19 protein-coding genes are annotated in these 22,000 nt (G+C 62.1%); 15 read left to right on the top strand and 4 right to left on the bottom strand.

Annotated elements, in window-relative coordinates:
• Positions 1-18: 18 nt before the first annotated feature.
• Both AC07X6_RS18735 and AC07X6_RS18730 read left to right on the top strand, forming a co-directional pair.
• Positions 19-1,701, top strand: a complete 1,683-nt coding sequence (locus AC07X6_RS18735; protein ID WP_494791973.1) for a long-chain fatty acid--CoA ligase — start codon at positions 19-21, stop codon at positions 1,699-1,701.
• A gap of 54 nt (positions 1,702-1,755) precedes the next feature.
• The gene (locus AC07X6_RS18730; protein ID WP_494791972.1) at positions 1,756-3,438 is read left to right on the top strand and encodes a long-chain fatty acid--CoA ligase; all 1,683 of its coding nucleotides are present in this window, start codon (positions 1,756-1,758) and stop codon (positions 3,436-3,438) included.
• Here the strand turns inward: AC07X6_RS18730 and AC07X6_RS18725 are convergent.
• Complete coding sequence (locus tag AC07X6_RS18725; protein ID WP_494791971.1) at positions 3,435-4,607, bottom strand: acyltransferase family protein; 1,173 nt, start codon at positions 4,605-4,607, stop codon at positions 3,435-3,437. The genes AC07X6_RS18730 and AC07X6_RS18725 overlap by 4 nt on opposite strands.
• 142 nt (positions 4,608-4,749) lie before the next feature.
• Here AC07X6_RS18725 and AC07X6_RS18720 point away from each other — a divergent pair, with 142 nt between their 5' ends.
• Positions 4,750-5,631: a LytR/AlgR family response regulator transcription factor gene (locus AC07X6_RS18720; protein WP_230539244.1), complete on the top strand. Its 882-nt coding sequence runs from the start codon at positions 4,750-4,752 to the stop codon at positions 5,629-5,631.
• On the opposite strand, the gene AC07X6_RS18715 is transcribed toward AC07X6_RS18720, so the two are convergent.
• Entirely contained in the window at positions 5,628-7,220 is a 1,593-nt protein-coding gene (locus AC07X6_RS18715) for an alkaline phosphatase D family protein (protein WP_494791970.1), read from the bottom strand. The genes AC07X6_RS18720 and AC07X6_RS18715 overlap by 4 nt on opposite strands.
• A 30-nt stretch (positions 7,221-7,250) precedes the next feature.
• A complete protein-coding gene (locus AC07X6_RS18710; protein WP_086138644.1) occupies positions 7,251-7,691 on the bottom strand; it encodes an acyl-CoA thioesterase in 441 nt (146 codons plus the stop codon).
• A 61-nt stretch (positions 7,692-7,752) separates the two neighbouring features.
• Here AC07X6_RS18710 and AC07X6_RS18705 point away from each other — a divergent pair, with 61 nt between their 5' ends.
• The 10 genes from AC07X6_RS18705 (at position 7,753) to AC07X6_RS18660 (ending at position 17,432) form a co-directional block, all read left to right on the top strand.
• Complete coding sequence (locus tag AC07X6_RS18705) at positions 7,753-9,606, top strand: ABCB family ABC transporter ATP-binding protein/permease (RefSeq protein ID WP_494791969.1); 1,854 nt, start codon at positions 7,753-7,755, stop codon at positions 9,604-9,606.
• A gap of 195 nt (positions 9,607-9,801) precedes the next feature.
• Positions 9,802-10,758, top strand: a complete 957-nt coding sequence (locus AC07X6_RS18700) for an amino acid ABC transporter substrate-binding protein (RefSeq protein WP_230539241.1) — start codon at positions 9,802-9,804, stop codon at positions 10,756-10,758.
• A gap of 98 nt (positions 10,759-10,856) precedes the next feature.
• A complete protein-coding gene (locus AC07X6_RS18695) occupies positions 10,857-11,606 on the top strand; it encodes an amino acid ABC transporter permease (protein ID WP_034779060.1) in 750 nt (249 codons plus the stop codon).
• Between the two features lies 1 nt (position 11,607).
• Positions 11,608-12,300, top strand: coding sequence for an amino acid ABC transporter permease (locus AC07X6_RS18690; protein WP_230539240.1), 693 nt, complete (start codon positions 11,608-11,610; stop codon positions 12,298-12,300).
• A 19-nt stretch (positions 12,301-12,319) separates the two neighbouring features.
• Entirely contained in the window at positions 12,320-13,045 is a 726-nt protein-coding gene (locus tag AC07X6_RS18685; RefSeq protein WP_230539239.1) for an amino acid ABC transporter ATP-binding protein, read from the top strand.
• Positions 13,046-13,213: 168 nt separating this feature from the next.
• Positions 13,214-14,266: a dihydroorotase gene (gene pyrC, locus AC07X6_RS18680; protein WP_475414198.1), complete on the top strand. Its 1,053-nt coding sequence runs from the start codon at positions 13,214-13,216 to the stop codon at positions 14,264-14,266.
• Positions 14,267-14,272: 6 nt separating this feature from the next.
• Positions 14,273-15,088: a DUF3025 domain-containing protein gene (locus tag AC07X6_RS18675; protein ID WP_230539237.1), complete on the top strand. Its 816-nt coding sequence runs from the start codon at positions 14,273-14,275 to the stop codon at positions 15,086-15,088.
• A gap of 3 nt (positions 15,089-15,091) precedes the next feature.
• The gene (locus AC07X6_RS18670) at positions 15,092-16,081 is read left to right on the top strand and encodes a Gfo/Idh/MocA family protein (RefSeq protein ID WP_494791968.1); all 990 of its coding nucleotides are present in this window, start codon (positions 15,092-15,094) and stop codon (positions 16,079-16,081) included.
• Between the two features lie 11 nt (positions 16,082-16,092).
• On the top strand, positions 16,093-17,307 hold the full coding sequence (locus tag AC07X6_RS18665) for an MFS transporter (RefSeq protein WP_494791967.1): 1,215 nt from the start codon (positions 16,093-16,095) through the stop codon (positions 17,305-17,307).
• Positions 17,307-17,432, top strand: a complete 126-nt coding sequence (locus AC07X6_RS18660; RefSeq protein ID WP_256608852.1) for a hypothetical protein — start codon at positions 17,307-17,309, stop codon at positions 17,430-17,432. Before AC07X6_RS18665 ends, AC07X6_RS18660 begins: the two co-directional genes overlap by 1 nt.
• Before the next feature lie 7 nt (positions 17,433-17,439).
• Here AC07X6_RS18660 and recG read toward each other — a convergent pair whose 3' ends face one another.
• Positions 17,440-19,542: an ATP-dependent DNA helicase RecG gene (recG, locus tag AC07X6_RS18655; protein WP_494791966.1), complete on the bottom strand. Its 2,103-nt coding sequence runs from the start codon at positions 19,540-19,542 to the stop codon at positions 17,440-17,442.
• Positions 19,543-19,720: 178 nt separating this feature from the next.
• On the opposite strand from recG, the gene queA reads away from it, so the two are divergent.
• Both queA and tgt read left to right on the top strand, forming a co-directional pair.
• Positions 19,721-20,776 carry a tRNA preQ1(34) S-adenosylmethionine ribosyltransferase-isomerase QueA gene (queA, locus tag AC07X6_RS18650; protein ID WP_494791965.1) on the top strand — a complete coding sequence of 352 codons (1,056 nt, stop codon included), beginning with the start codon at positions 19,721-19,723 and terminating at the stop codon, positions 20,774-20,776.
• A gap of 2 nt (positions 20,777-20,778) precedes the next feature.
• Positions 20,779-21,918, top strand: a complete 1,140-nt coding sequence (tgt, locus tag AC07X6_RS18645) for a tRNA guanosine(34) transglycosylase Tgt (protein WP_034745502.1) — start codon at positions 20,779-20,781, stop codon at positions 21,916-21,918.
• Positions 21,919-22,000: the final 82 nt, after the last annotated feature.

Here is a 22,000-nt window from a genome sequence, read left to right as displayed (position 1 = left end):
CGAGACAAGAGGCACAGGATGGAAAAAATTTGGCTGAAGTCGTACCCTCCCGGCGTCCCCGCCGACATCGATCCTGATCAATATCGTTCGCTGGTGCATGTGCTGGAAGAGGCATTTCAAAAATATGCGGACCGCAAGGCCTATGTCTGCATGGACAAATTTCTCACCTACGCCGAACTCGATACCTATTCGCGCCAGCTGGGCGCCTGGCTGCAAAGCCGCGGCTTGAAGAAGGGGGCCAGAGTGGCCCTGATGATGCCGAACGTGCTGCAGTATCCGGTGGCCATTGCCGCCGTGCTGCGCGCCGGCTATACGGTGGTCAACGTCAATCCGCTGTACACGCCGCGCGAACTCGAGCATCAACTCAACGATTCGGGCAGCGAAGCCATCATCGTGCTGGAAAACTTTGCCCATACGCTCGAGCAAGTGCTGAGCAGGACGGCCGTCAAGCACATCGTCGTCGCCAGCATGGGCGAGATGCTGGGCGGTTTGAAGGGCATGCTCGTCAATTTTGTCGTGCGTAACGTCAAGAAGATGGTGCCCGCGTATTCCCTGCCGAACGCCATGCGTTTCAAGCAGGCGCTGGCGCTGGGCAGCCGCATGAAACTCACGCCAGTCGAGCTGAGCATCAACGACCCCGCTTTCTTGCAATACACGGGCGGCACCACGGGCGTGTCGAAAGGCGCGACCTTGAGCCACCGCAATGTGATCGCCAATGTGCTGCAAAGCGAAGCGTGGTCGGGCGCGGCGCTCGACCAGAACAGCAAGGAACAGATGATCATCGTCTGCGCCTTGCCGCTGTACCATATCTTTGCCCTGACGGCGTGCGCCATGTGGGGCACGCGCGTGGGCGCCCTGAATATCCTGATCCCGAATCCGCGCGATATCCCGGGCCTGATCAAGGAACTGGGCAAATACAAGTTCAATTTGTTGCCGGCGGTCAATACGCTGTATAACGCGCTGGTCAATCATCCCGACTTCGCCAAGCTCGATTTCTCGGGCTTGAAGATCGCCAATGGCGGCGGCATGGCGGTGCAGCAAGCTGTCAACGACAAGTGGCTGCAGGTGACGGGTGTGTCCATCATCGAAGGTTATGGCTTGTCGGAAACGTCGCCCGTCGCCACCTGCAACCGCGCCGACAGCACGGCGTTCTCCGGCACCATCGGCTTGCCGATTCCGTCGACCGAGATCGCCATCCTCGACGATGACGGCAAGGAAGTAGCGCTGGGCCAGACGGGCGAGATCGCCATCCGTGGCCCGCAAGTGATGAGCGGCTACTGGAACCGTCCCGATGAAACGGCCAAGGTCATGACGCCGGACGGCTACTTCAAATCGGGCGACGTGGGCATCATGGACGAGCGCGGCTACGTGAAGATCGTGGACCGCAAGAAAGACATGATCCTCGTCTCCGGCTTCAATGTGTATCCGAACGAAGTCGAAGCCGTCATCGCGGCCCATCCGGGCGTGCTCGAGTGCGCTTGCGTGGGCGTGCCCGATGAACATTCGGGCGAGGCCGTGAAAGTGTTTGTCGTGCGCAAGGATCCGAACCTGACCCAGGAAGTGCTGGCCGCGTATTGCAAGGAGCAGTTCACGGGCTACAAGCGGCCGAAATACATCGAGTTCCGCGATGAACTGCCGAAGACCAACGTCGGCAAGATTTTGCGTCGCGCCTTGCGCGACGAGAAAAAGATAGCAGCATAAACAATGTGGATGCGCCAGGGGGCGCATCCCTTTTACAGATAAAGATGAGGCGAGATGGACAAGATTTGGTTGAAGTCGTACCCGGACGGCGTTCCCGCAGAGATTGATTGCACGCAATACCGTTCCGTAACGCATTTGTTGGAAGAGTCGTTCCAGAATTATGCGGACCGCAATGCCTTCGTGTGCATGGATAAATTCCTCACCTACCGCGAACTGGACAAGTTGTCGCAGCAGATGGGCGCCTGGCTGCAAAGCAAGGGCCTGCAACGGGGCGCGCGCGTGGCGATCATGCTGCCCAACGTGCTGCAGTATCCGGTGGCCATGGCGGCGATCCTGCGCGCCGGCTACACGGTAGTCAACGTCAATCCGCTGTACACGCCGCGCGAATTGCAGCACCAGCTGATCGATTCGGGCAGCGAAGCCATCATCGTGCTGGAAAACTTTGCCACCACGGTCGAACAGGTGCTGCCGCATACCCAGGTCAAGCACGTGATCGTGGCCACCATGGGCGACTTGCTGGGCGGCTTGAAGGGCACGATCGTCAACTTCGTCGTGCGCAAGATCAAGAAAATGGTGCCCGCGTTTTCCTTGCCGAACGCCATCAGCTTCAACAAGATGCTGGCCGAAGGCGCGCGCCTGACCTTGACGCCGGTAGAGCAGGGCCATGACGATATCGTCTTCCTGCAATACACGGGCGGCACGACGGGCGTATCGAAAGGCGCCATGTTGTTGCACCGCAATGTGATCGCCAACGTGCTGCAGAACGAGGCGTGGATGGCGCCCGTGATGACCAAGGAAATGCGCGCCACGTCGATGGGCTTCATGTGCGCCTTGCCCCTGTATCACATCTATTCGCTGACGGTCAGCGCCCTGATGGGCATGCGCCTGGGCGGCATGAGCGTGCTGATTCCGAATCCGCGCGACATCCCCGGCTTCGTCAAGGAATTGAGCAAGCACAAGATCGTTGTCTTCCCTGCCGTCAATACTCTGTACAACGCGCTGCTGAATAATGCCGATTTCGCCAAGCTCGATTTTTCCAGCTACAAAGTGTGCAATGGCGGCGGCATGGCCCTGCAGCGCAACGTGGCCGAACGCTGGCTGAAACTGACGGGTTGCCCGCTGATCGAAGGTTATGGCATGTCGGAAACATCACCCGTGGTGACGGGCAACCGCGTCGATATCACGGAATTCACGGGCACCATCGGCTTGCCTTTCCCGTCGACGGAAGTGGCTATTTTGAATGATGACGGCGTGGAAGTGGCGCTGGGCGAGCCGGGCGAAATCGCCGTGCGCGGCCCGCAAGTGATGGCGGGCTACTGGCAGCGTCCGGACGAGACGGCCAAGTCGATGACGGCCGACGGCTACTTCAAGACGGGCGACGTGGGTGTTATGGACGAGCGCGGCTATGTGAAGATTGTCGACCGCAAGAAAGACATGATCATCGTCTCCGGCTTCAATGTGTATCCGAACGAGGTGGAAGACGTGGTCGCTTCCTGCCCGGGCGTGCTCGAATGTGCCTGCATCGGCGTGCCGGACGCCAATTCGGGCGAAGCCGTGAAAGTGTTTGTCGTGCGCAAGGACCCGAACCTGACGGTGGAACAGATCCGCGAGCATTGCAAGCATGAATTGACGGCATACAAGAAGCCGAAATACATCGAGTTCCGCGATGAATTGCCGAAAACCAACGTCGGCAAGATCTTGCGCCGTCAATTGCGCGACGAAAAGAAAGCAGCTTAATGCGCTGATAAGGCCGTGTCCGCCACTACGGCTTGCCGTGGCCGGGCGGGCAAGCCGAAGCAGGGGCGCAGCCAGTTCACTTTGCTGATCAGCAGCGACGTTCCCAGCCAGCAAGTCGCCACCGTGCCTGCAAGTATCAGCAGTGGTTCCAGCACGGGGCCCAGCTTTAACGGCACCAGCCAGTAGGCCAGCAGCACGATGGCGCTCTGGTGCAGTATGTACCAGGGAAAGACGGCCTGGCGCGCCCATGGCAGCCAGGCAAACGGTTTATTCAGCAAGGTGTGCGACCAGCCCAGGATGGCGCAGATGGCCAGCCACATGTACAGGTTGCGCATGGGCCAGGAGCCGGCTGAGGCCCAGGTCAGCAGGTTTTCCGAATACACGAGATCAAAGCCCAGATACACGGCAAACGCGCAGGGCGCCAGCAGCAGCGCATGCCAGCGCAAGCGCGCCAGTTCCTGCCACACTCCCTTGTCATTGCCCAGCCACCAGCCATACAGATACATGGTGAAATAGATGGCGTGCGCGTACCAGTCTTTCACCAGCGCATGGGTTTCCGGATAGCGCAGTTTCAGGAAAGCCGTTGCCGCCAGCGCGGGCAGGGCGGGCAGGATCAACAGGCGCCAGCCGCGCAGCCCCGTCAACAGCGGCCTGGCCTTGGCCAGCAGCGGCTGCAGCGCCACCAGCACGATGGTGTACAGCAGCAGATACACCAGATACCACAGATGGTTCCAGGTAAAACTGGTTTTCCAGCCCGTAAATGCGCCGGCCGGCCAGGCGTAGCCGCCAAAGTAGTGCAGCAGAAATGCTCCATAGCCAGGCTCGACCAGGCCGTTGCTGACGCCCTCGCAATACGGCTGCACGGGAATCACCACCAGCACGCCAAACAGCAGGGGCAGCAACAGGCGCTTGATCCGGCGCCACAGGAAGGCGCCGCGCGAGGCGTGCGCCATCATGGCGCACGACACGCCGGAAATGAGGAACACGATTTCCATGCGCCACCGGTTGATAAAGACCATGGGAAAGTTCAATGTTTCCGTCAAGTAGCTGCTCTTCATGTGGAAGGCGGCACCGTCCAGGTACAGCATGGCCGTGTGGTAGACGATCAGCAGGCTGAAGACAAGAAAGCGCAAGGCATCGATATCGTAACGGCGAGAATCAGTGGTCATGGTCGTGGGTCCGCTGGTGAAGGAAGAGCCCAGCATAGGCAGGCCACACGGGGCGATCCAGCGAAAAGTGATCAATTGCGGGCTGTTTGTGACGAGCGGTGACACTGGGACGGCTTTGGGACCTTACAATCATGCAACTAATTTGCCATCCGACACCATGCGCCTGTCTTCCACCGATTTGTTGCAACGATATCAACGCTGGCGCCAGTTCGCCGAGCCAGCTTTCTGGATCGTCCTGTATCTGCTGCAAACGTCGCTCAACTGCTGGATCAGCTGGACGGACCGCCAACGCGCCGGGCTCGCGACACCGTTCTGGGAAGTGGCCGTGTGGGAGTGGAGCAGCAACCTGGTGTTGCTGGCGCTGGTGCCGGTGGTGATCCTGGCTAACCAGCTTCGGCCCTTGCACCTGATTTTCCAGCGCCAAAACCTGCGCTGGCACCTGATCGCGTCGCTGGTCTACAGCCTCGTGCATGTGCTGGCCATGGTGGCCTTGCGCAAACTGGCGTACTGGAGCGCCGGCAGCGATTACGATTTCGGTAACTGGTGGCGCGAATTGCCGTATGAATATGTCAAGGATGTGCGCACTTACTTCTCCATTTTATTGTTCACGGGCTTTTACCAGTTGCTGCTGATGCGCTGGCAAGGCGAGGCGACCCTGCTGGGCGAACCCGACGAGGGACTGGCCGTGGAGCCGGTGCAGCAGCCGGAACGCTTCCTGGTACGCAAGCTGGGCAAGGATTTTCTGTTGCCCGCCGCCGATATCGAGTGGATACAGGCCTGGGGCAATTATGTAAATTTGCACGTGCGCGGCCATGATTATCCGTTGCGCTCGACCATGGCGGCCATCGAGCGCCGCCTGGATAGCAAGCGCTTCCTGCGTGTGCACCGCAGCTATATCGTCAATCTTGATTTCGTGCAAGCCATCGTGCCGCTGGAATCGGGCGATGCCCGCGCGGTACTTTCCACTGGGGGCGAAGTGCCCGTCAGCCGGCGCTACCGCGAGGCCTTGAAAAGCATAGGCTAGACGCGCTGCACGCCAGCCTTGCCATCCTGAACGGTGAAACTGGCCAGTGTCGCGATGGTCGATGCGCTGTCGCGCACGTTCTCCAGGCCCTGGAACAGGGTCGTGGTCTTCTCCGGCGTGATTTCCATCAACATATAGCCGCGCTTGTCGCTGCGCCCGTAGCGGATGTGCGGATTCATCGCCACATACTGCGCCGTGCGCGCCTGCGGGCGGGAACTCGAGGTGATGGAGGTGCCGCAAAACTCCGTGGCCAGCACGGGATTATCCTTGCCGGTGGGGCGCATGGCGTTGCGGCTCAGTTCCGTGGCATAAAAGGTGTGCACGTCGCCCGACAGCACCAGCGGGTTGCTGGCCTTGCTGCTGCGCAAGGCGTCAAGCAGGTGCTGGCGCGCCATCGGGTAACCGTCCCAGCCATCGGTCCAGACGCGCTCGTCGCCGGGGCGCAGGATGGGCACCTGGCTCGATTGCGCCATCAGGGTTTGCTGGGCCAGGATATTCCAGCGCGCGGGAGAATCATCGAGACCGGTTTGCAGCCAGCGCTGCTGTTCCTCGCCCAGCATGGTGCGGTTCGGTTTGAGCAAGTCGGGGCAGCTGCGCGTGGTGACGGAATTCGAACCGCCGCGACCCGGCCTGGCGCAGGCGTGATGGGCGCGGTATTGCCGGTCGTCCAGCACGTGGAAGCGTGCCAGTCGGCCCCAGTCGTAGCGCTGGTAGATGCGCATGTCGACAAAGCCCCGCCGTCCCAAGGGCAGCAGGCGCAGCGGCATGTGCTCATAAAACGCCTGGTAGGCGGCCGCGCGGCGCTGCAAGAAGGTGGGCGTGAGCAACTCGTCGCGGTCGTTGCCGTAATCGTTGGCCACTTCATGGTCATCCCAGGTGACGATCCACGGCGCGGCCAGGTGCGCGCCCTGCAAGTCCCGGTCGCTCTTGTATTGCGCATAGCGGGCGCGGTACTCGTCCAGGCTGAAGCTTTCATGCGTGCGTATGGCGCGGCTTGGGTGCTGCAGCTGGTACGGCCCCCACTCATAGATGTAGTCGCCAAGGAAGGCCACCAGGTCGGGGGCGGCCGCGGCGATGTGCCGGTGCGCCGCATATGCGCCGAACTCCCAGTGCTGGCACGAGGCGACAGCCAGTTTCAGCGAAGAAGGCATGGAGGCGGGCTCGGGCGCCGTGCGCGTACGGCCCACGGGGCTGACGGCGTCGCCCAGCATGAAGCGGTACCAGTACCAGCGTCCGGGCGCCAGGCCGCCCGCGTCGACATGCACGCTGTGCGCGAGGGCGGGCGTGGCCGTCGCTTGCCCTTTGGCGGCGATGCGCCGGAAAGCTTCGTCTTCGGCCACTTCCCAGCGCACGTTCAAGGCGATGGCGGGCGTGGCGGCAGCCTGCAGCGGGTCGTAGCAGATGCGCGTCCACAGCACGACGGCGTCGGGCAGGGGCGAGCCGGAAGCGACGCCGAGCGCAAACGGGTAGCCCGCGCCGTTCAGGCGCGTGGCGGCGCTGGCGCTGGAACCGGACAGCACGCTGCCGGCGGCAGCCAGCGCACCGATGCGGGCGGCGCTGTGCAGGAAGATGCGGCGCTGGCTATCCATGCCGTCTGAAACGTGGGATTAATACGACAATCAGGACGCCAATAAGGTCTCGATCGGCGGCACCTTGCGCGGCTTGCGGTCGGAGTCCGTCGCCACATAGATCAGGGTTGCTTCCGTGACTTTCACGATGCACGCCTGCAGGCGGTTGCGCTCGGCATACACTTCCACGTTGACGGTGATCGAGGTATTGCCCACCTTGACGATGTCGGCGTAGAACGAGAGCAGATCGCCGACGAAGACGGGGTTTTTGAAGACGAAGGAGTTGACGGCGATGGTGGCGACACGGCCGTTGGCGCGCCGCGTGGCCGGCAGGGAACCGGCGATATCGACTTGCGCCATGATCCAGCCGCCGAAGACGTCGCCGTACACATTGGCGTCGGACGGCGCGGGCATCATGCGCAATTCCGGCATTTTTCCGGCGGGCAGGCCGGAGGCGAGGCAGTTGTCGGGGCGGGCGGGGGAGGTGCTCATCTTTTATTCTCATGAAAGGCTACAATTGCTGCGATTGAACCATAAAAAGCCGACCTTCGCCATGCGCCGTTCCCAGACTCCCCCTCCGCCCCGCTCGCCAGCTTCCGCCAGCCACAGCGATTTCGCCACCATCAAGACCTTGCTGCCCTACCTGTGGGTCTACAAATGGCGAGTGCTGCTGGCGCTGCTATGCCTGGTGGGCGCCAAGCTGGCCAACGTGGGCGTGCCCCTGATCCTGAAAAAACTCGTCGACGCCATGACGGTCACGGCGGCGCATCCGCAGGCGCTGCTGGTGCTGCCCGTCGGCTTGCTGGTGGCCTACGGCTTGCTGCGCCTGTCGACCACCTTGTTTACGGAATTGCGCGAATTTCTGTTCGCCCGGGTCACGCAGCGCGCCGTGCGCACCATCGCCCTGCAAGTGTTCCGCCACCTGCATGCCTTGTCCCTGCGTTTCCACCTGAATCGCCAGACGGGCGGCATGACGCGCGATATCGAACGGGGCACGCGCAGCGTCGGTTCGCTCATTTCCTACACCCTGTTCAACATCCTGCCGACCCTGGTGGAAATTACCCTCGTGCTCGGCTATCTGGTCTTGCATTACGACATCTGGTTCACCGTGATCACGGCGGTGGCGCTGGTGTCGTACATCGCGTTCACCGTGCTGGTGACGAACTGGCGCACGCATTTCCGCCGCACCATGAACGACCTCGATTCGAAGGCAAATACCAAGGCCATCGATTCGCTGATTAACTATGAAACCGTGAAATATTTCGGCAACGAGGATTACGAGGCGAAGCGCTACGACGAGGGCTTGCAGCGCTACGAATCGGCGGCCGTGAAATCGCAGACTTCCTTGTCCTTGCTCAATACGGGCCAGTCGCTGATCATCGCCACGGCCGTGACATTAATTCTCTGGCGCGCCACCGTGGGCGTGATCGCCGGCACGATGACTTTGGGCGACCTGGTGCTGGTGAACGCCTTCATGATCCAGCTGTATATTCCCCTCAATTTCCTGGGCGTCATTTACCGCGAAATCAAGCAAAGCCTGGCCGACATGGAACGCCTGTTTTCCTTGCTGAACGAAAACCGCGAAATCGCCGATACGCCGGACGCCAAACCGCTCGTCACGCGCGGCGCGGCCGTGCGTTTCGCGCATGTGGATTTCAGCTATGAAGCCAAGCGGCAAATCCTGTTTGACGTGGATTTCCAGATGCCGGCCGGCACCACGACGGCCGTGGTGGGCCACAGCGGCTCGGGCAAGTCGACCTTGTCGCGTTTACTGTTCCGCTTCTATGAAGTCGATGGCGGCGGCATCACCATCGATGGCCAGGACTTGCGCGCCGTAACGCAGGATTCGTTGCGCGCGGCCATCGGCATCGTGCCGCAGGATACGGTGCTGTTCAACGACACCATCGAATACAACATCGCCTATGGCAAGCCGGGCGCCAGCAAGGACGCCATCGTGGCGGCGGCGAAAGCGGCATCGATCCATGATTTTATTGAAAGCTTGCCAGATGGCTACAACTCCATGGTGGGCGAGCGGGGTTTAAAACTGTCGGGCGGCGAAAAGCAGCGCGTGGCCATTGCCCGCACCTTGCTGAAAGACCCGGCCATCCTGATCTTCGATGAAGCCACTTCGGCGCTCGACTCCAAGGCCGAACAGGCGATCCAGGCGCAGCTGAAGGACATCGCCAAGAACCGCACCACCCTGGTGATCGCGCACCGTCTGTCGACGGTGGCCGACGCCCAGCAAATCCTCGTGTTCGACCATGGCCGCATCGTCGAACGGGGCACGCATCCGCAATTGCTGGCGGCGGATGGCCTGTACGCGCAGATGTGGCAACGCCAGCAGGCGAACCAGGATGAAGAGCGCGGCGAACAGGACGAGTTGGCGGGGCTGGCGCCGGCAAAATAAATCGGGAATGGGAAATCAGTAGGAAAAATGCTACAGCCGCGCTCCTTCAGGCGCGCGTATAGCGCCTATTTGACGGCAATCGCAGAAAACGGCTGGTCCGGCGCTGAAAATGAAATAAAATTAATTCCATTGGTGGCGTCTGCACCACAGTTGTTTCGTTCGGAGTCCATCCGGTTTGTCCGCCCAGGAGAATTTATGAAATTGACCAAAATCATCGCCACGCTGCTCAGCGTCGGTGTCATCAGCAGCATGTCGCCAGTCCAGGCCCAGGAATTGACCGGCACATTGGCCAAGATCAAGAAAGCCGGTTCCGTCACCCTCGGCGTGCGCGACGGCTCCGTGCCCTTCTCCTATCTCGATGACAAGCAGCAATACCAGGGTTATTCGATCGACCTGTGCATGAAAGTCGTCACGGCCCTGCAAAAGCACCTGGGCCTGAGCGAACTGAAAGTGGTGATGAGCCCCGTCACGTCGGCCAACCGCATTCCGCTGATGGCCAACGGCACTATCGACCTCGAATGCGGCTCGACGACGAACAACCTGGAGCGCCAGCAGCAGGTGGCATTCGCCCCGACCATGTTCGTCATCGGCAATCGCATCCTGGCGAAAAAATCCTCGAACATCAAGACCCTGGAAGACTTGCGCGGCAAGACCCTGGTCGCTACGGCCGGCACGTCGACCATCAAGCAGATGACCATCCTCAACAAGGAAAAGAACCTGGGCATGAACATTGCCGTCGGCAAGGATCATCCCGAGTCGTTCCTGATGCTGGAAACGGGCCGCGCGGTGGCCGAAGCCAACGACGACATTTTGCTGGCCTCGCAAGTGGCCAACTCGAAGAACCCGAACGACTACGAAATCACCAAGGAAGCGCTGTCGGTCGAGCCGTACGGCATCATGCTGCGCAAGGGCGACCCGGCCTTCAAGAAAGTGGTCGACGACGCGCTGATCCGCCTGTACAAGAGCGACGACATCAACCGCATTTATGCGAAATGGTTTACCTCGCCGATTCCACCGAAAAACATCAACCTGAAATTCCCCATGCCGCCGCAACTGAAGGCCGTGTTCATGAATCCGACCGACTCGGGCGACCCGGCAGCATATGCGGCCGTACCGGAAGCGCAGAAGACTTCGGACAAACGGAAAAAGTAAAGATTGCGTAACAAACCGGGAGGCGCAAGCCTCCCGATTTATTTGCGGGATGGTCGGCCGGCTGGCCGCCGTCCTTGGGCTGCACGGGAAGGATGATCATGAATTACAACTGGAATTGGCGCATTTTCTGGGAGATTTCTCCCGATGGCGTGGGCACGTATATGGACACGCTGTGGTCCGGCTTGATCTGGACCCTGGCCACGGCCGGTACCGCCTGGATCATGGCGCTGATATTGGGCCTGGTGATCGGCACCGTGCGCACCTTGCCGAACAAATGGCTGGTGGGCGTGGCCAATGCGTATGTGGAATTGTTTCGCAATGTGCCGCTGCTGGTGCAGATGTTCCTCTGGTATTTCGTCATGCCGGAACTGCTGCCGCCTGACCTGGGCGCCTGGGTCAAGTCGCTGCCGAATGCGCCGTTCGTCACGGCCGTGCTGTGCCTGGGATTCTTTACCTCCTCGCGCGTGGCCGTGCAGGTGACGACGGGTATCGAGGCGCTGCCGCGCGGGCAGAAACTGGCCGGCACGGCGCTGGGCCTGACCCTGCCGCAAACCTACCGCTTCATTCTGCTGCCGATGGCCGCGCGCGTCATCATGCCGCCACTGACCAGCGAGTTTTTGAACATCATCAAGAACAGTTCCGTGGCGTTGACCATTGGCCTGATCGAACTGACGGCCAGCGCGCGCGCCATCCAGGAGTTTTCCTTCCAGGTGTTCGAAGCGTTTTCGGCCGCCACCATCATCTACGTCGTCGTCAACCTGCTGGTGGTGGTGCTGATGCACCTGATCGAAAAAAAGGTCGCCATCCCGGGCTTCATCGTGGCCGGCGCCAAGACGGGAGGACACTGATATGTTCGGTAATTTCGACTTCGACGTCATCTCCCGCTCGTGGGTCTACCTGTTCCAGACCGGCATGGTGTTTACCCTGAAACTGACGGCGCTGGCCATGGTCGGCGGCATCGTGCTGGGCACCGTGCTGGCGCTGATGCGCTTGTCCGGCAGCCGCCTCATCTCGGGCGTGGCATCGAGCTACGTCAACCTGATACGCTCGATCCCGCTGGTGCTGGTGATCTTCTGGTTCTATTTCCTGGTGCCGTATATCGCCGCCTGGGTCATCGGCGCCAACGAACCCGTGAAAGTGGGTGCGTTTTCTTCCGCGCTGATCACCTTCATCATGTTCGAGGCGGCCTACTATTGCGAGATCATGCGCAGCGGCATACAGTCGATTCCCCGCGGCCAGGTGTGGGCGGGCCAGGCGCTGGGCATGAATTACTCGCAGACCATGGCCTTCATCGTGCTGCCGCAAGCCTTCCGCAACATGATTCCCGTGCTGCTGACGCAAACCATCGTGCTGTTCCAGGACGTGTCGCTCGTGTACGTGCTGTCGATCCCCGATTTCGTCGGCGCCGCCTCGAAGATCGCGCAGCGCGACGGCCGCCTGGTGGAGATGTACGTGTTTGTCGCCGTCGTGTATTTCGTGCTGTGCTATGCCTTGTCATTCCTGGTAAAACGCCTGCAGAAACGCGTCGCCATCATTCGCTAACCGTAAAAGAAAGAACAAGATGATTGAACTCAATAACGTCAGCAAATGGTATGGCCAGTTCCAGGTACTGACCGACTGCAGCACCAATGTCGACAAGGGCGACGTGATGGTCATTTGCGGCCCGTCCGGCTCCGGCAAGTCGACCTTGATCAAGACCGTCAACGGCCTCGAGCCGATCCAGCAGGGACAGATTTTCGTCGACGGCATCGCCGTCAACCACCCGAAGACGAACCTGTCCAAATTGCGCGCGCGCATCGGCATGGTGTTCCAGAATTTCGAGCTGTTCCCGCATTTGTCCATCCGCGAAAACCTGACCATCGGCCAGGTCAAGGTGCTGGGGCGCAGCGCCGACGAAGCCAATGCCAAGGGCTTGAAATACCTGGACCGCGTGGGCCTGCTGTCGCAGCAGGATAAATTCCCCGGCCAGTTGTCGGGCGGCCAGCAGCAGCGCGTGGCGATTGCCCGCGCGCTGTCGATGGACCCGATCGCCATGCTGTTCGACGAGCCGACGTCGGCGCTCGACCCGGAAATGATCAACGAAGTGCTCGACGTGATGGTGGGCCTGGCGCAGGAAGGCATGACGATGATGGTCGTCACGCACGAAATGGGTTTTGCCCGGCGCGTGGCCAACCGCATCGTTTTCATGGACCAGGGCAAAATCATCGAGGATTGCAGCAAGGATGATTTCTTCAACACGACGCGCTCGGACCGCGCGCGTGATTTCTTGGCGAAAATCATTCACTGATCCCAGGTTTTCTTGATAAAAACGGCCGGTTTCCACCGGCCGTTTTTGCGTTGACAGCACGCTTGCGTCCGGTTTGCGTCCGGTTTGCCTCCGGCAGCCTGGCCGCAAAGGCAGCCCCGCGGCTGGTAAAATGGCGCTATCCGCAATGACCGCCTGAGAGCAGCCGCCATGTCCACACCCGATCACACCCCAGATTCCATCACCATCACCCGTCCAGACGACTGGCATTTGCACCTGCGCGATGGCGCCGTCATGGCCAGCGTGCTGCCGCACAGCGCGCGCCAGTTCGGTCGCGCCATCGTCATGCCGAACCTGAAGCCGCCCGTTACCACCACGGCCGATGCCAGCGCCTACCGCGAGCGCATCCTGGCCGCCGTGCCGGAGGGCGTGAACTTCGATCCGCTGATGGTGCTGTACCTGACGAACAACACCTCGCCCGACGAAATCCGCCGCGCGCAGGACAGCGGCATCGTGCAGGCCGTGAAACTGTATCCGGCCGGCGCGACGACGAATTCCGACCTGGGCGTGACGGATTTGAAGAATTGCTACAAGGTGCTCGAAGTGATGCAGGAAGTGGGCATGCCCTTCCTCGTGCACGGCGAAGTGACGGATCCGGAAATCGACATTTTCGACCGCGAAGCCGTCTTCATCGAACGCGTGATGCGTCCGCTGCGCAGCGCCTTCCCGGCCCTGTCCGTCGTGTTCGAGCATATCACCACCAAGGATGCGGCGCAGTACGTGGCTGAAGCGGAAGGCCCGATCGCCGCCACCATCACGGCGCACCATCTGCTGTACAACCGCAACGAGATTTTCAAGGGCGGCATCCGCCCCCATTACTACTGCCTGCCCATCCTCAAGCGCGAAGAGCACCGCCTGGCGCTGATGACGGCAGCCGCCAGCGGCGACGAGCGCTTCTTCCTCGGCACCGATTCGGCGCCGCACGCGCAAGGCGCCAAGGAAATGGCCTGCGGTTGCGCCGGCTGCTATACGGCCCTGCACGCGATGGAAATGTATGCCGAAGCGTTCGAACGGGCCGGCGCGCTCGATAAACTGGAGGCGTTCGCCAGCTTCCACGGCCCGGCCTTCTACGGCGTGCCGCGCAACACGGATACCATCACCTTGCGTCGCGAAAGCTGGACCTTGCCGGCTTCGCTGCCGCTGGGCGACAGCCACGTGATTCCGCTTAACGCGGGCGAACAGATCAACTGGAAAATGGTCTAAGCGTTCATGCTGCCATCGATAGACTGGACCCGCCCCTGGTTTGCCACGGTGCTGCCGGCGCGACGGCAGCTGGACCTGCAGCGCGACACGGTGATCGCGGCGCTGAACGGACGTGCGCGGGCGCTGGACTTGCGCAATCCGTCCGGCTTGCCGCTGGCCTTCGTGCCGCAAGCGGACCTGCCCGAAGGCATGGCCTACGAAGAGTTCATCGGCGCCACGGGCGGCGTGCCCACGCGCGACAATCTGCACGATTTTTTCAACGCACTCGTGTGGCTCACTTTCCCGCGCATCAAGCGGCAGTTGAATGCGCTGCAGGCCGCGCAGATAGCCCTGTCCGGCGTGGGTAAATCGCGTGGTCCCGCGCGCGACGGCGCGACCATTTTCGATGAAAACTCCGCCTTGCTGGTGCTGCGCGACAGCGATGCGGGGCGCGCGCTGGAAGCGGCCTTGCGCGGGCACGACTGGCGCAGCGCGTTCATCGCGCAGCGTGATAAATTTGGCGCAGGCGGCGACGCCGAAGTCTGGCTGTTCGGCCACGCACTGATGGAAAAACTGGTAGCGCCACGCAAGGCCATCACGGCGCATACGCGCGTGATCCTTGCCGGCGACGCTTACTTTGCGCTCGACGACGCGGCACGGCGCGCCTGGCTCGACGAGCGGGTGGCGCAGGACCTGGCACAGCAGGGCCTCACCACGGCGGACTTCACGCCGCTGCCGGTGCTGGGCTTGCCCGGCTGGTGCGAAGGCCAGGACGACGATTTTTACAATGACGCGGCGGTGTTCCGCCCGAAGCGCAAGGCAGCAGGCACAGAAAGAGAGTAGAGCATGGAGCATACCGTCCGCTGGGGCATCCTCGGCACCGGCAAGATCGCCCGCGCGATGGCCAATGGCTTGCGCGACGCGCCTGGAGCGCAGCTGGCGGCCGTCGCCTCGCGCAGCGCCGCCGGCGCGCAAGCGTTCGGCGCCGAATTCGGCATCGAGCGTTGTCACGGCTCCTACCAGGCGCTGGCTGACGATCCTGGCGTGGACGTAATCTACATCGCCACGCCGCACACCCTGCATGCGGAAAATGCCCTGATGTGCCTGGCCGCCGGCAAGCACGTCGTGTGCGAAAAGCCGTTCACCATGAACGCGCCCGAGGCGCTGGCCATGGTTGACCTGGCGCGCGAGAAAAAGCTGTTTTTGATGGAAGCGATGTGGAGCCGTTTCCTGCCCGCCGTGCAGGAAGCCAAACGCATCATCGCCAGCGGCGAAATCGGCGTGCTGCGGCAAGTGCAGGCCGATATCGGCTTTGTCGCCAATTTCCCGCCCGAGCACCGCATGTTCAATCCGGAACTCGGCGGCGGCGCGCTGCTCGACGTGGGTATCTATCCGCTGTCGATGGCGGCCTTCTTCCTCGGCCCAGTATCGCAGGTGCAGGCGCTGGCCGAGATGGGCGCCACCGGCGTCGATGAACAGGTGGTGTTCTCGCTGCTGCACGCGGGTGGCGGCACCTCGTCCTGCGCCTGCAGTCTGCGCGCGCAGACGCCGACGGAAATGACCATTTCCGGCAGCCTGGGGCGCATCCGCCTGCCCAGCCGTTTTTACAAGCCCGACCAGCTGATCGTCGAAACGATGGATGGCGAACGCCGCGTCGTCGCCGCGCCGCACCTGGGCAATGGCTATGCGCACGAGGCCATCGAAGCGATGCGCTGCATCCGCGCCGGCCTGCTGGAAAGCCCCGTCATGCCGCACGCCGACAGCGTGGCGCTGATGCGCAACCTCGATACCATGCGCGGCCAGATCGGCCTCGTTTACCAAGCCGACCAGGCGTGAACAGGAATCCCATGACATTGCACGCATCGCGTCCCAGCCTGAAGACTGTCCTCATCGCCAGCGGCGTCGTCCTGACCCTGGCGATGGGCGTGCGCCACGGCCTGGGCTTCTGGATGCAGCCGATCTCGCAAGCGAACGGATGGACGCGCGAAACGTATTCGCTGGCGCTGGCCATGCAAAACCTGATGTGGGGCGTCTTCGGTCCGTTCGCCGGCATGGCGGCCGACCGTTTCGGCACCATGCGCGTCGTCATCGTCGGCGCCATCAGCTACATGGCGGGCCTCGTGTGGATGGCGCTGGTGACGCAGCCCACCCTGTTCATCGTCGGTTCCGGCATCTTCATCGGCCTGGCGCTGGCCTGCACGGCCTTTGGCGCCATCAGCGGCATCATCGGCCGCAGCGCGCCGCCCGAGCAGCGCTCGTGGGCCTTCGGCATTTCGTCTGCGGCGGGCTCGTTCGGCCAGTTTCTGATGATGCCGGTGGAGCAGCAGCTGATCTCCGCCGTGGGCTGGCAAAACGCCTTTTACGTGCTGGCCGCGCTGGTGCTGCTGGCCATGATTCCGATGGCCTTTTATTTGCGCGAGCCGCCCGTGTCGCACGCCAGCGGCCCGCAGCAAAGCGTCGGTGCCGCCTTCAGCGAAGCCATCGCCAGCCGCTCGTTCTGGCTGCTGCTGGCCGGCTATTTTGTCTGCGGTTTCCAGCTGGTGTTCATTGGCGTGCACTTGCCCGCCTACCTGAAGGACCAGGGCCTGATGAATCCGAACATCGCCGTCACGGCGCTGGCCCTGATCGGCCTGTTCAACATCGTCGGCTCCTACTATGCGGGTAAACTCGGTGGCAAGATCGCCAAGCGCTACCTGCTGTCGGCCATCTACGTGACGCGCGCCGTGGTCATCACCGTGTTCCTGCTGGCGCCATTGTCGGCGTGGTCGGTGTACCTGTTCGCCGCCGGCATGGGCGTGCTGTGGCTGTCGACCGTGCCGCTGACGAACGGCATCATCGCCGGCATCTTCGGCGTCAAGCACCTGTCGATGCTGGCCGGGATGGTGTTCTTCTCGCACCAGGTGGGCAGTTTCCTCGGTGCCTGGCTGGGTGGCTATCTGTACGAGCACCAGGGCAGTTACCACGTCGTGTGGATGATCACCATCGGCCTGGGCTTGCTGGCCGCGTTGATCAACCTGCCCATCGACGAGCGTGCCGTCAAGCGCGTGGCGGTGGCGGCATAATGGGGAGTTGGCGCACGTGGCTGTGGCGCCTGGCCGGCGCCGCGCTGCTGGCCATCGTCTTCCTGGCCTATCTGCGGCCCGACTTCATGCTCGACCTGGCGAACCGCTTCTGGATGTGCATGTAGGGCGCTCTTAGACTTTTAAAAATTCCTCTTTCCCACCGAGCCAGCGCGCCAGGTGGGCTTCCACGGTGGCTGCGGCGGCGGCCGTGGTGGCGTGCAGCAGGTCGTGCGCCACGTCGCGCGCTTGGTCAACTAACCATTGATCCGTTTCCAGGTCCGCGAAGCGCAGCATGGCCTGGCCGGACTGGCGCGCGCCGAGGAATTCGCCGGGTCCGCGGATTTCCAGGTCGCGGCGGGCAATTTCAAAACCGTCCGTTGTTTCGCGCATGGTCATCAAACGCTGGCGCGCCACGCCGCCCAGCGGTCCCTGGTACAGCAGCAGGCAGACGCTGGCCGCCGAGCCGCGGCCCACGCGGCCGCGCAGCTGGTGCAGCTGCGACAAGCCGAAGCGCTCGGCGTGCTCGATCACCATCAGCGAGGCGTTCGGCACATCGACACCCACCTCGATGACGGTGGTGGCCACCAGCACGTGGATATGGCCGGCAATAAAGGCATCCATCACTTCCTGTTTTTCCGCTGGCTTCAGACGGCCATGCACCAGGCCCACCTGCAGCGCGGGCAGGGCCTCGGCCAGCATCATGTAGGTGTCGGTGGCCGTTTGCAGCTGCAGCGCTTCCGATTCCTCGATCAGCGGGCAGACCCAGTACACCTGCCGGCCTTCCAGCGCGGCCGCATACACGCGGGCGATGACTTCGTCGCGCCGGTTCTGGTCGATGGCGCGCGTGACGATGGGGCTGCGGCCGGGCGGCAGTTCGTCGATCACCGACACTTCCAGGTCGGCGTAATACGTCATGGCCAGGGTGCGCGGGATGGGCGTGGCCGACATCATCAGCTGGTGCGGCACGGCCGCGCTGTCGCCCTTGTTGCGCAGGGTCAGGCGCTGGCCCACGCCGAAGCGGTGCTGCTCGTCGACGATCACCAGGCCCAGTTTCGCAAACAGCACGTTATCCTGGATCAGCGCATGCGTGCCGATCACCAGCTGCGCTTCACCTGATTCGATCAGGGCCAGCGCCGCCGTCTTTTCCTTTTTCTTCAGGCTGCCCGTCAGCCACGCTACCTTCACGCCCAGCGGTTCCATCCAGGCGGCGATCTTGCGGAAGTGCTGCTCGGCCAGAATCTCCGTGGGCGCCATCAGCGCGGCCTGGTAGCCGCTGTCGATCGCCTGCGTGGCGGATAAAGCGGCCACCACCGTCTTGCCGCTGCCGACGTCGCCTTGCAGCAAGCGCTGCATCGGATACGGCTGGCGCAGGTCGGCGCGGATTTCCTCGAGCACGCGCGCCTGCGCGCCCGTCAGCTTGAAGGGCAGGGCGGCGCCGAAGGCGTTCGACAAGGTGCCGACGACGGGCAAGGACGCCGCGCCTTTCGAGCGGCGCGCGCGCTGGGCGCGTTTGAGCGACAGCTGCTGTGCCAGCAGTTCATCGAACTTCATGCGCACCCAGGCCGGGTGCGAGCGGTCCATCAGCGCGCTTTCATCGATGTCCTGCGGCGGATAGTGCAGCAGGTGCACGGCAGCGCGGAACGGCGATAGCTGCATCTCGCGCAGCAGATGATCAGGCAAGGTGTCCTGCCAGTCGATACGGCGCATGGCGTCCGCGATCTCGCGCCGCAGCACGTGCTGCGACAAGCCTTCGCCGGACGGATACACGGGCGTCAGGGCCGTGGGCAGCGGCGCGCCCTCGTTGACGACTTTATACGTCGGGTGCACCATCTCGGCGCCGAAAAAGCCGTGTTTGAGTTCGGCGCGCGCGCGTACCCGCGTGCCTTCGGCCAGCTGCTTGACCTGGCTGCCATAGAAATTCATGAAGCGCAGCAGCAAATTGCCCGTTTCGTCGGCGATCGTCACCAGCAATTGCTTGCGCGGCTTGAAGTTGACTTCGCACTTGGTGACGACCCCTTCCACCTGCCACGACTCGCCGCCGCGCAGGCAGGCATCGCGGATGGTGTAGACCTTGGTCTCATCCTCGTAGCGCATCGGCAGGTGCAGCACCAGGTCCATATCCGTGCGCAAGCCCAGCTTGGCCAGCCGGCTTTCCGTGCTGACCACCTTTTTGACGGCTTTCGGCTTCGCGGCAGGCTTGGCTGTGGGAGGAAGATCGGGCTTGGGATCGGACATATGCAAGGTTTTGGTGCCGCTAGCGTAAAATAGAGGGTTGTCCGGCACACCCTGTGCGTACCGCAGTCGTAATTTGTTGCGGCGGATTATTGTAATGCCTGTATAGGCGCACAGTATAGTGCCAGATGTTCCATTGCGCACTCCTAATCATTTTTGACGTACTTTTGAAGCAAAACGCATGTATTCGCTTTCCGATTTCGATTTTAATTTGCCGCAAGAAAACATTGCGCAAACTCCATTGGCCGAGCGCAGCGCCTCGCGCCTGTTGCATCTGGACGGCGAGACCGTGGTCGACCGCCAGTTCGCCGACATCGTAGGACAGCTAGCCGCGGGCGACCTGCTGGTAATGAACGATACGCGCGTGTTGAAGGCGCGCTTCTTCGGCGTCAAGGAAAGCGGCGGCAAGATCGAGGCGCTCGTCGAGCGCGTGCTCGACGAGCGCACCGTGCTGGCCCAGGTGCGCGCGTCGAAGTCGCCGCCGCCCGGTTGCCGCATCCGCCTGGCCGACGCCTTCGACGTGACGGTCGGCCAGCGCGCCGGCGAATTCTTTACCTTGCACTTCGAGGCCGACGTATTCGAGCTGATCGAGGCGCATGGCCGCCTGCCGCTGCCGCCCTACATCGAGCACGATGCGGACGCATTCGACGAAACGCGCTATCAGACAGTGTTCAACAAGGTGCCCGGCGCTGTCGCCGCGCCGACGGCGGGCCTGCATTTCGACCAGGCCCTGCTCGACCAATTGAAGGCCAAGGGCGTCAACTTTGCCTATGTCACCCTGCACGTGGGCGCCGGCACTTTCCAGCCCGTGCGCACGGAAGTGCTGGCCGAGCACAAGATGCATACCGAGTGGTACACCATGCCGCAGGAAACCGTCGACGCCGTGCGCGCCGCGCAGCAGGCCGGGCGCGACGTGGTGGCCGTCGGCACGACCAGCCTGCGCGCGCTGGAATCGGCTTCGCAAAGCGGCCAGCTGGTGGCGGGCAGCGCCGATACGGCCCTGTTCATCACGCCCGGCTATGCGTTTAAAACGGTGACGCGGCTGATCACCAACTTCCATTTGCCGAAGTCGACCCTGCTGATGCTGGTGTCGGCCTTTGCCGGCTATGAACCGATCCGCCATGCCTACGCGCATGCGATCGCGCAGAACTACCGTTTCTTCAGCTATGGCGATGCGATGCTGCTCACCACGCAATCGCGCGCTCCGCTGAACCTTGATACTCCCGTGAAAGACTGACCATGCTGGAATTTACACTACTCAAGACCGACACGAGCGGCCTGACCAAGGCACGCCGCGGCACCTTGAAACTCAACCATGGCGTCGTGCAGACGCCGATCTTCATGCCAGTGGGCACTTACGGCTCCGTGAAAGCCATGTCGCCGCTGGAACTGAACGAGATCGACGCGCAGATCATCCTGGGCAACACGTTTCACCTGTGGTTGCGTCCAGGCAACACCGTCATGGAGAAATTCGGCGGCTTGCACGGCTTCATGGGTTGGAACAAGCCTATTTTGACGGATTCGGGCGGTTTCCAGGTGTTTTCGCTGGGCGCCATGCGCAAGATCACGGAAGAGGGCGTGCATTTCAATTCGCCCATCAACGGCGATAAGCTGTTCCTGTCGCCGGAAGTGTCGATGCAGGTGCAGCGCGTCCTGAATTCCGACATCGTCATGCAGTTCGACGAATGCACGCCATATGAAATTCAGGGCCGTCCGGCCACCATCGAGGAAGCGGCCAAGTCCATGCGCATGTCGCTGCGCTGGGCGCAACGCTCGAAGGACGAGTTCCACCGCGGCGAAAACCCGAATGCGTTGTTCGGCATCGTGCAGGGCGGCATGTTCGAAATGCTGCGCGACGAGTCGCTGGCCAAGCTCGAAGAGATCGATTTCCCCGGCATCGCCATCGGCGGCCTGTCCGTCGGCGAGCCGAAGGAAGACATGATGCGCATGCTGGCCCACGTGGGCCCGCGTTTGCCGGCCAACAAGCCCCATTACCTGATGGGCGTCGGTACGCCGGAAGACCTGGTGGCGGGCGTGTCGAACGGCATCGACATGTTCGACTGCGTCATGCCGACGCGTAACGCCCGCAATGGCTGGCTGTTCACCCGTTTTGGCGACATCAAGATCAAGAACGCCAAGTACAAGGAAGACCAGGCGCCGCTCGACGAGACCTGCAGCTGCTACGCCTGCCGCAATTTTTCGCGCGCCTACCTGCACCATCTGCACCGCTCCAAGGAAATCCTCGGCGCGCGTTTAAATACCATCCACAACCTGCATTACTACCTGGACCTGATGCGCCAGATGCGCGAGGCGCTGGACGAAGACCGTTTCCACGCGTTTACCCTGCAATTCCACGCGGAACGCGCACGCGGAACTTAAGAAAACCTTAGCTTGCGCTCTGGCAACAGCATGGCCGGAAGTTTTGTGTATTGGTGCTTGGACGGGGGCGATAAAGCATTGC

The sequence above is a fragment of the Janthinobacterium sp. GW460-12-1-14-LB5 genome, assembly GCF_059423585.1.
This window is presented reverse-complemented; position numbering and strand designations above follow the sequence as displayed.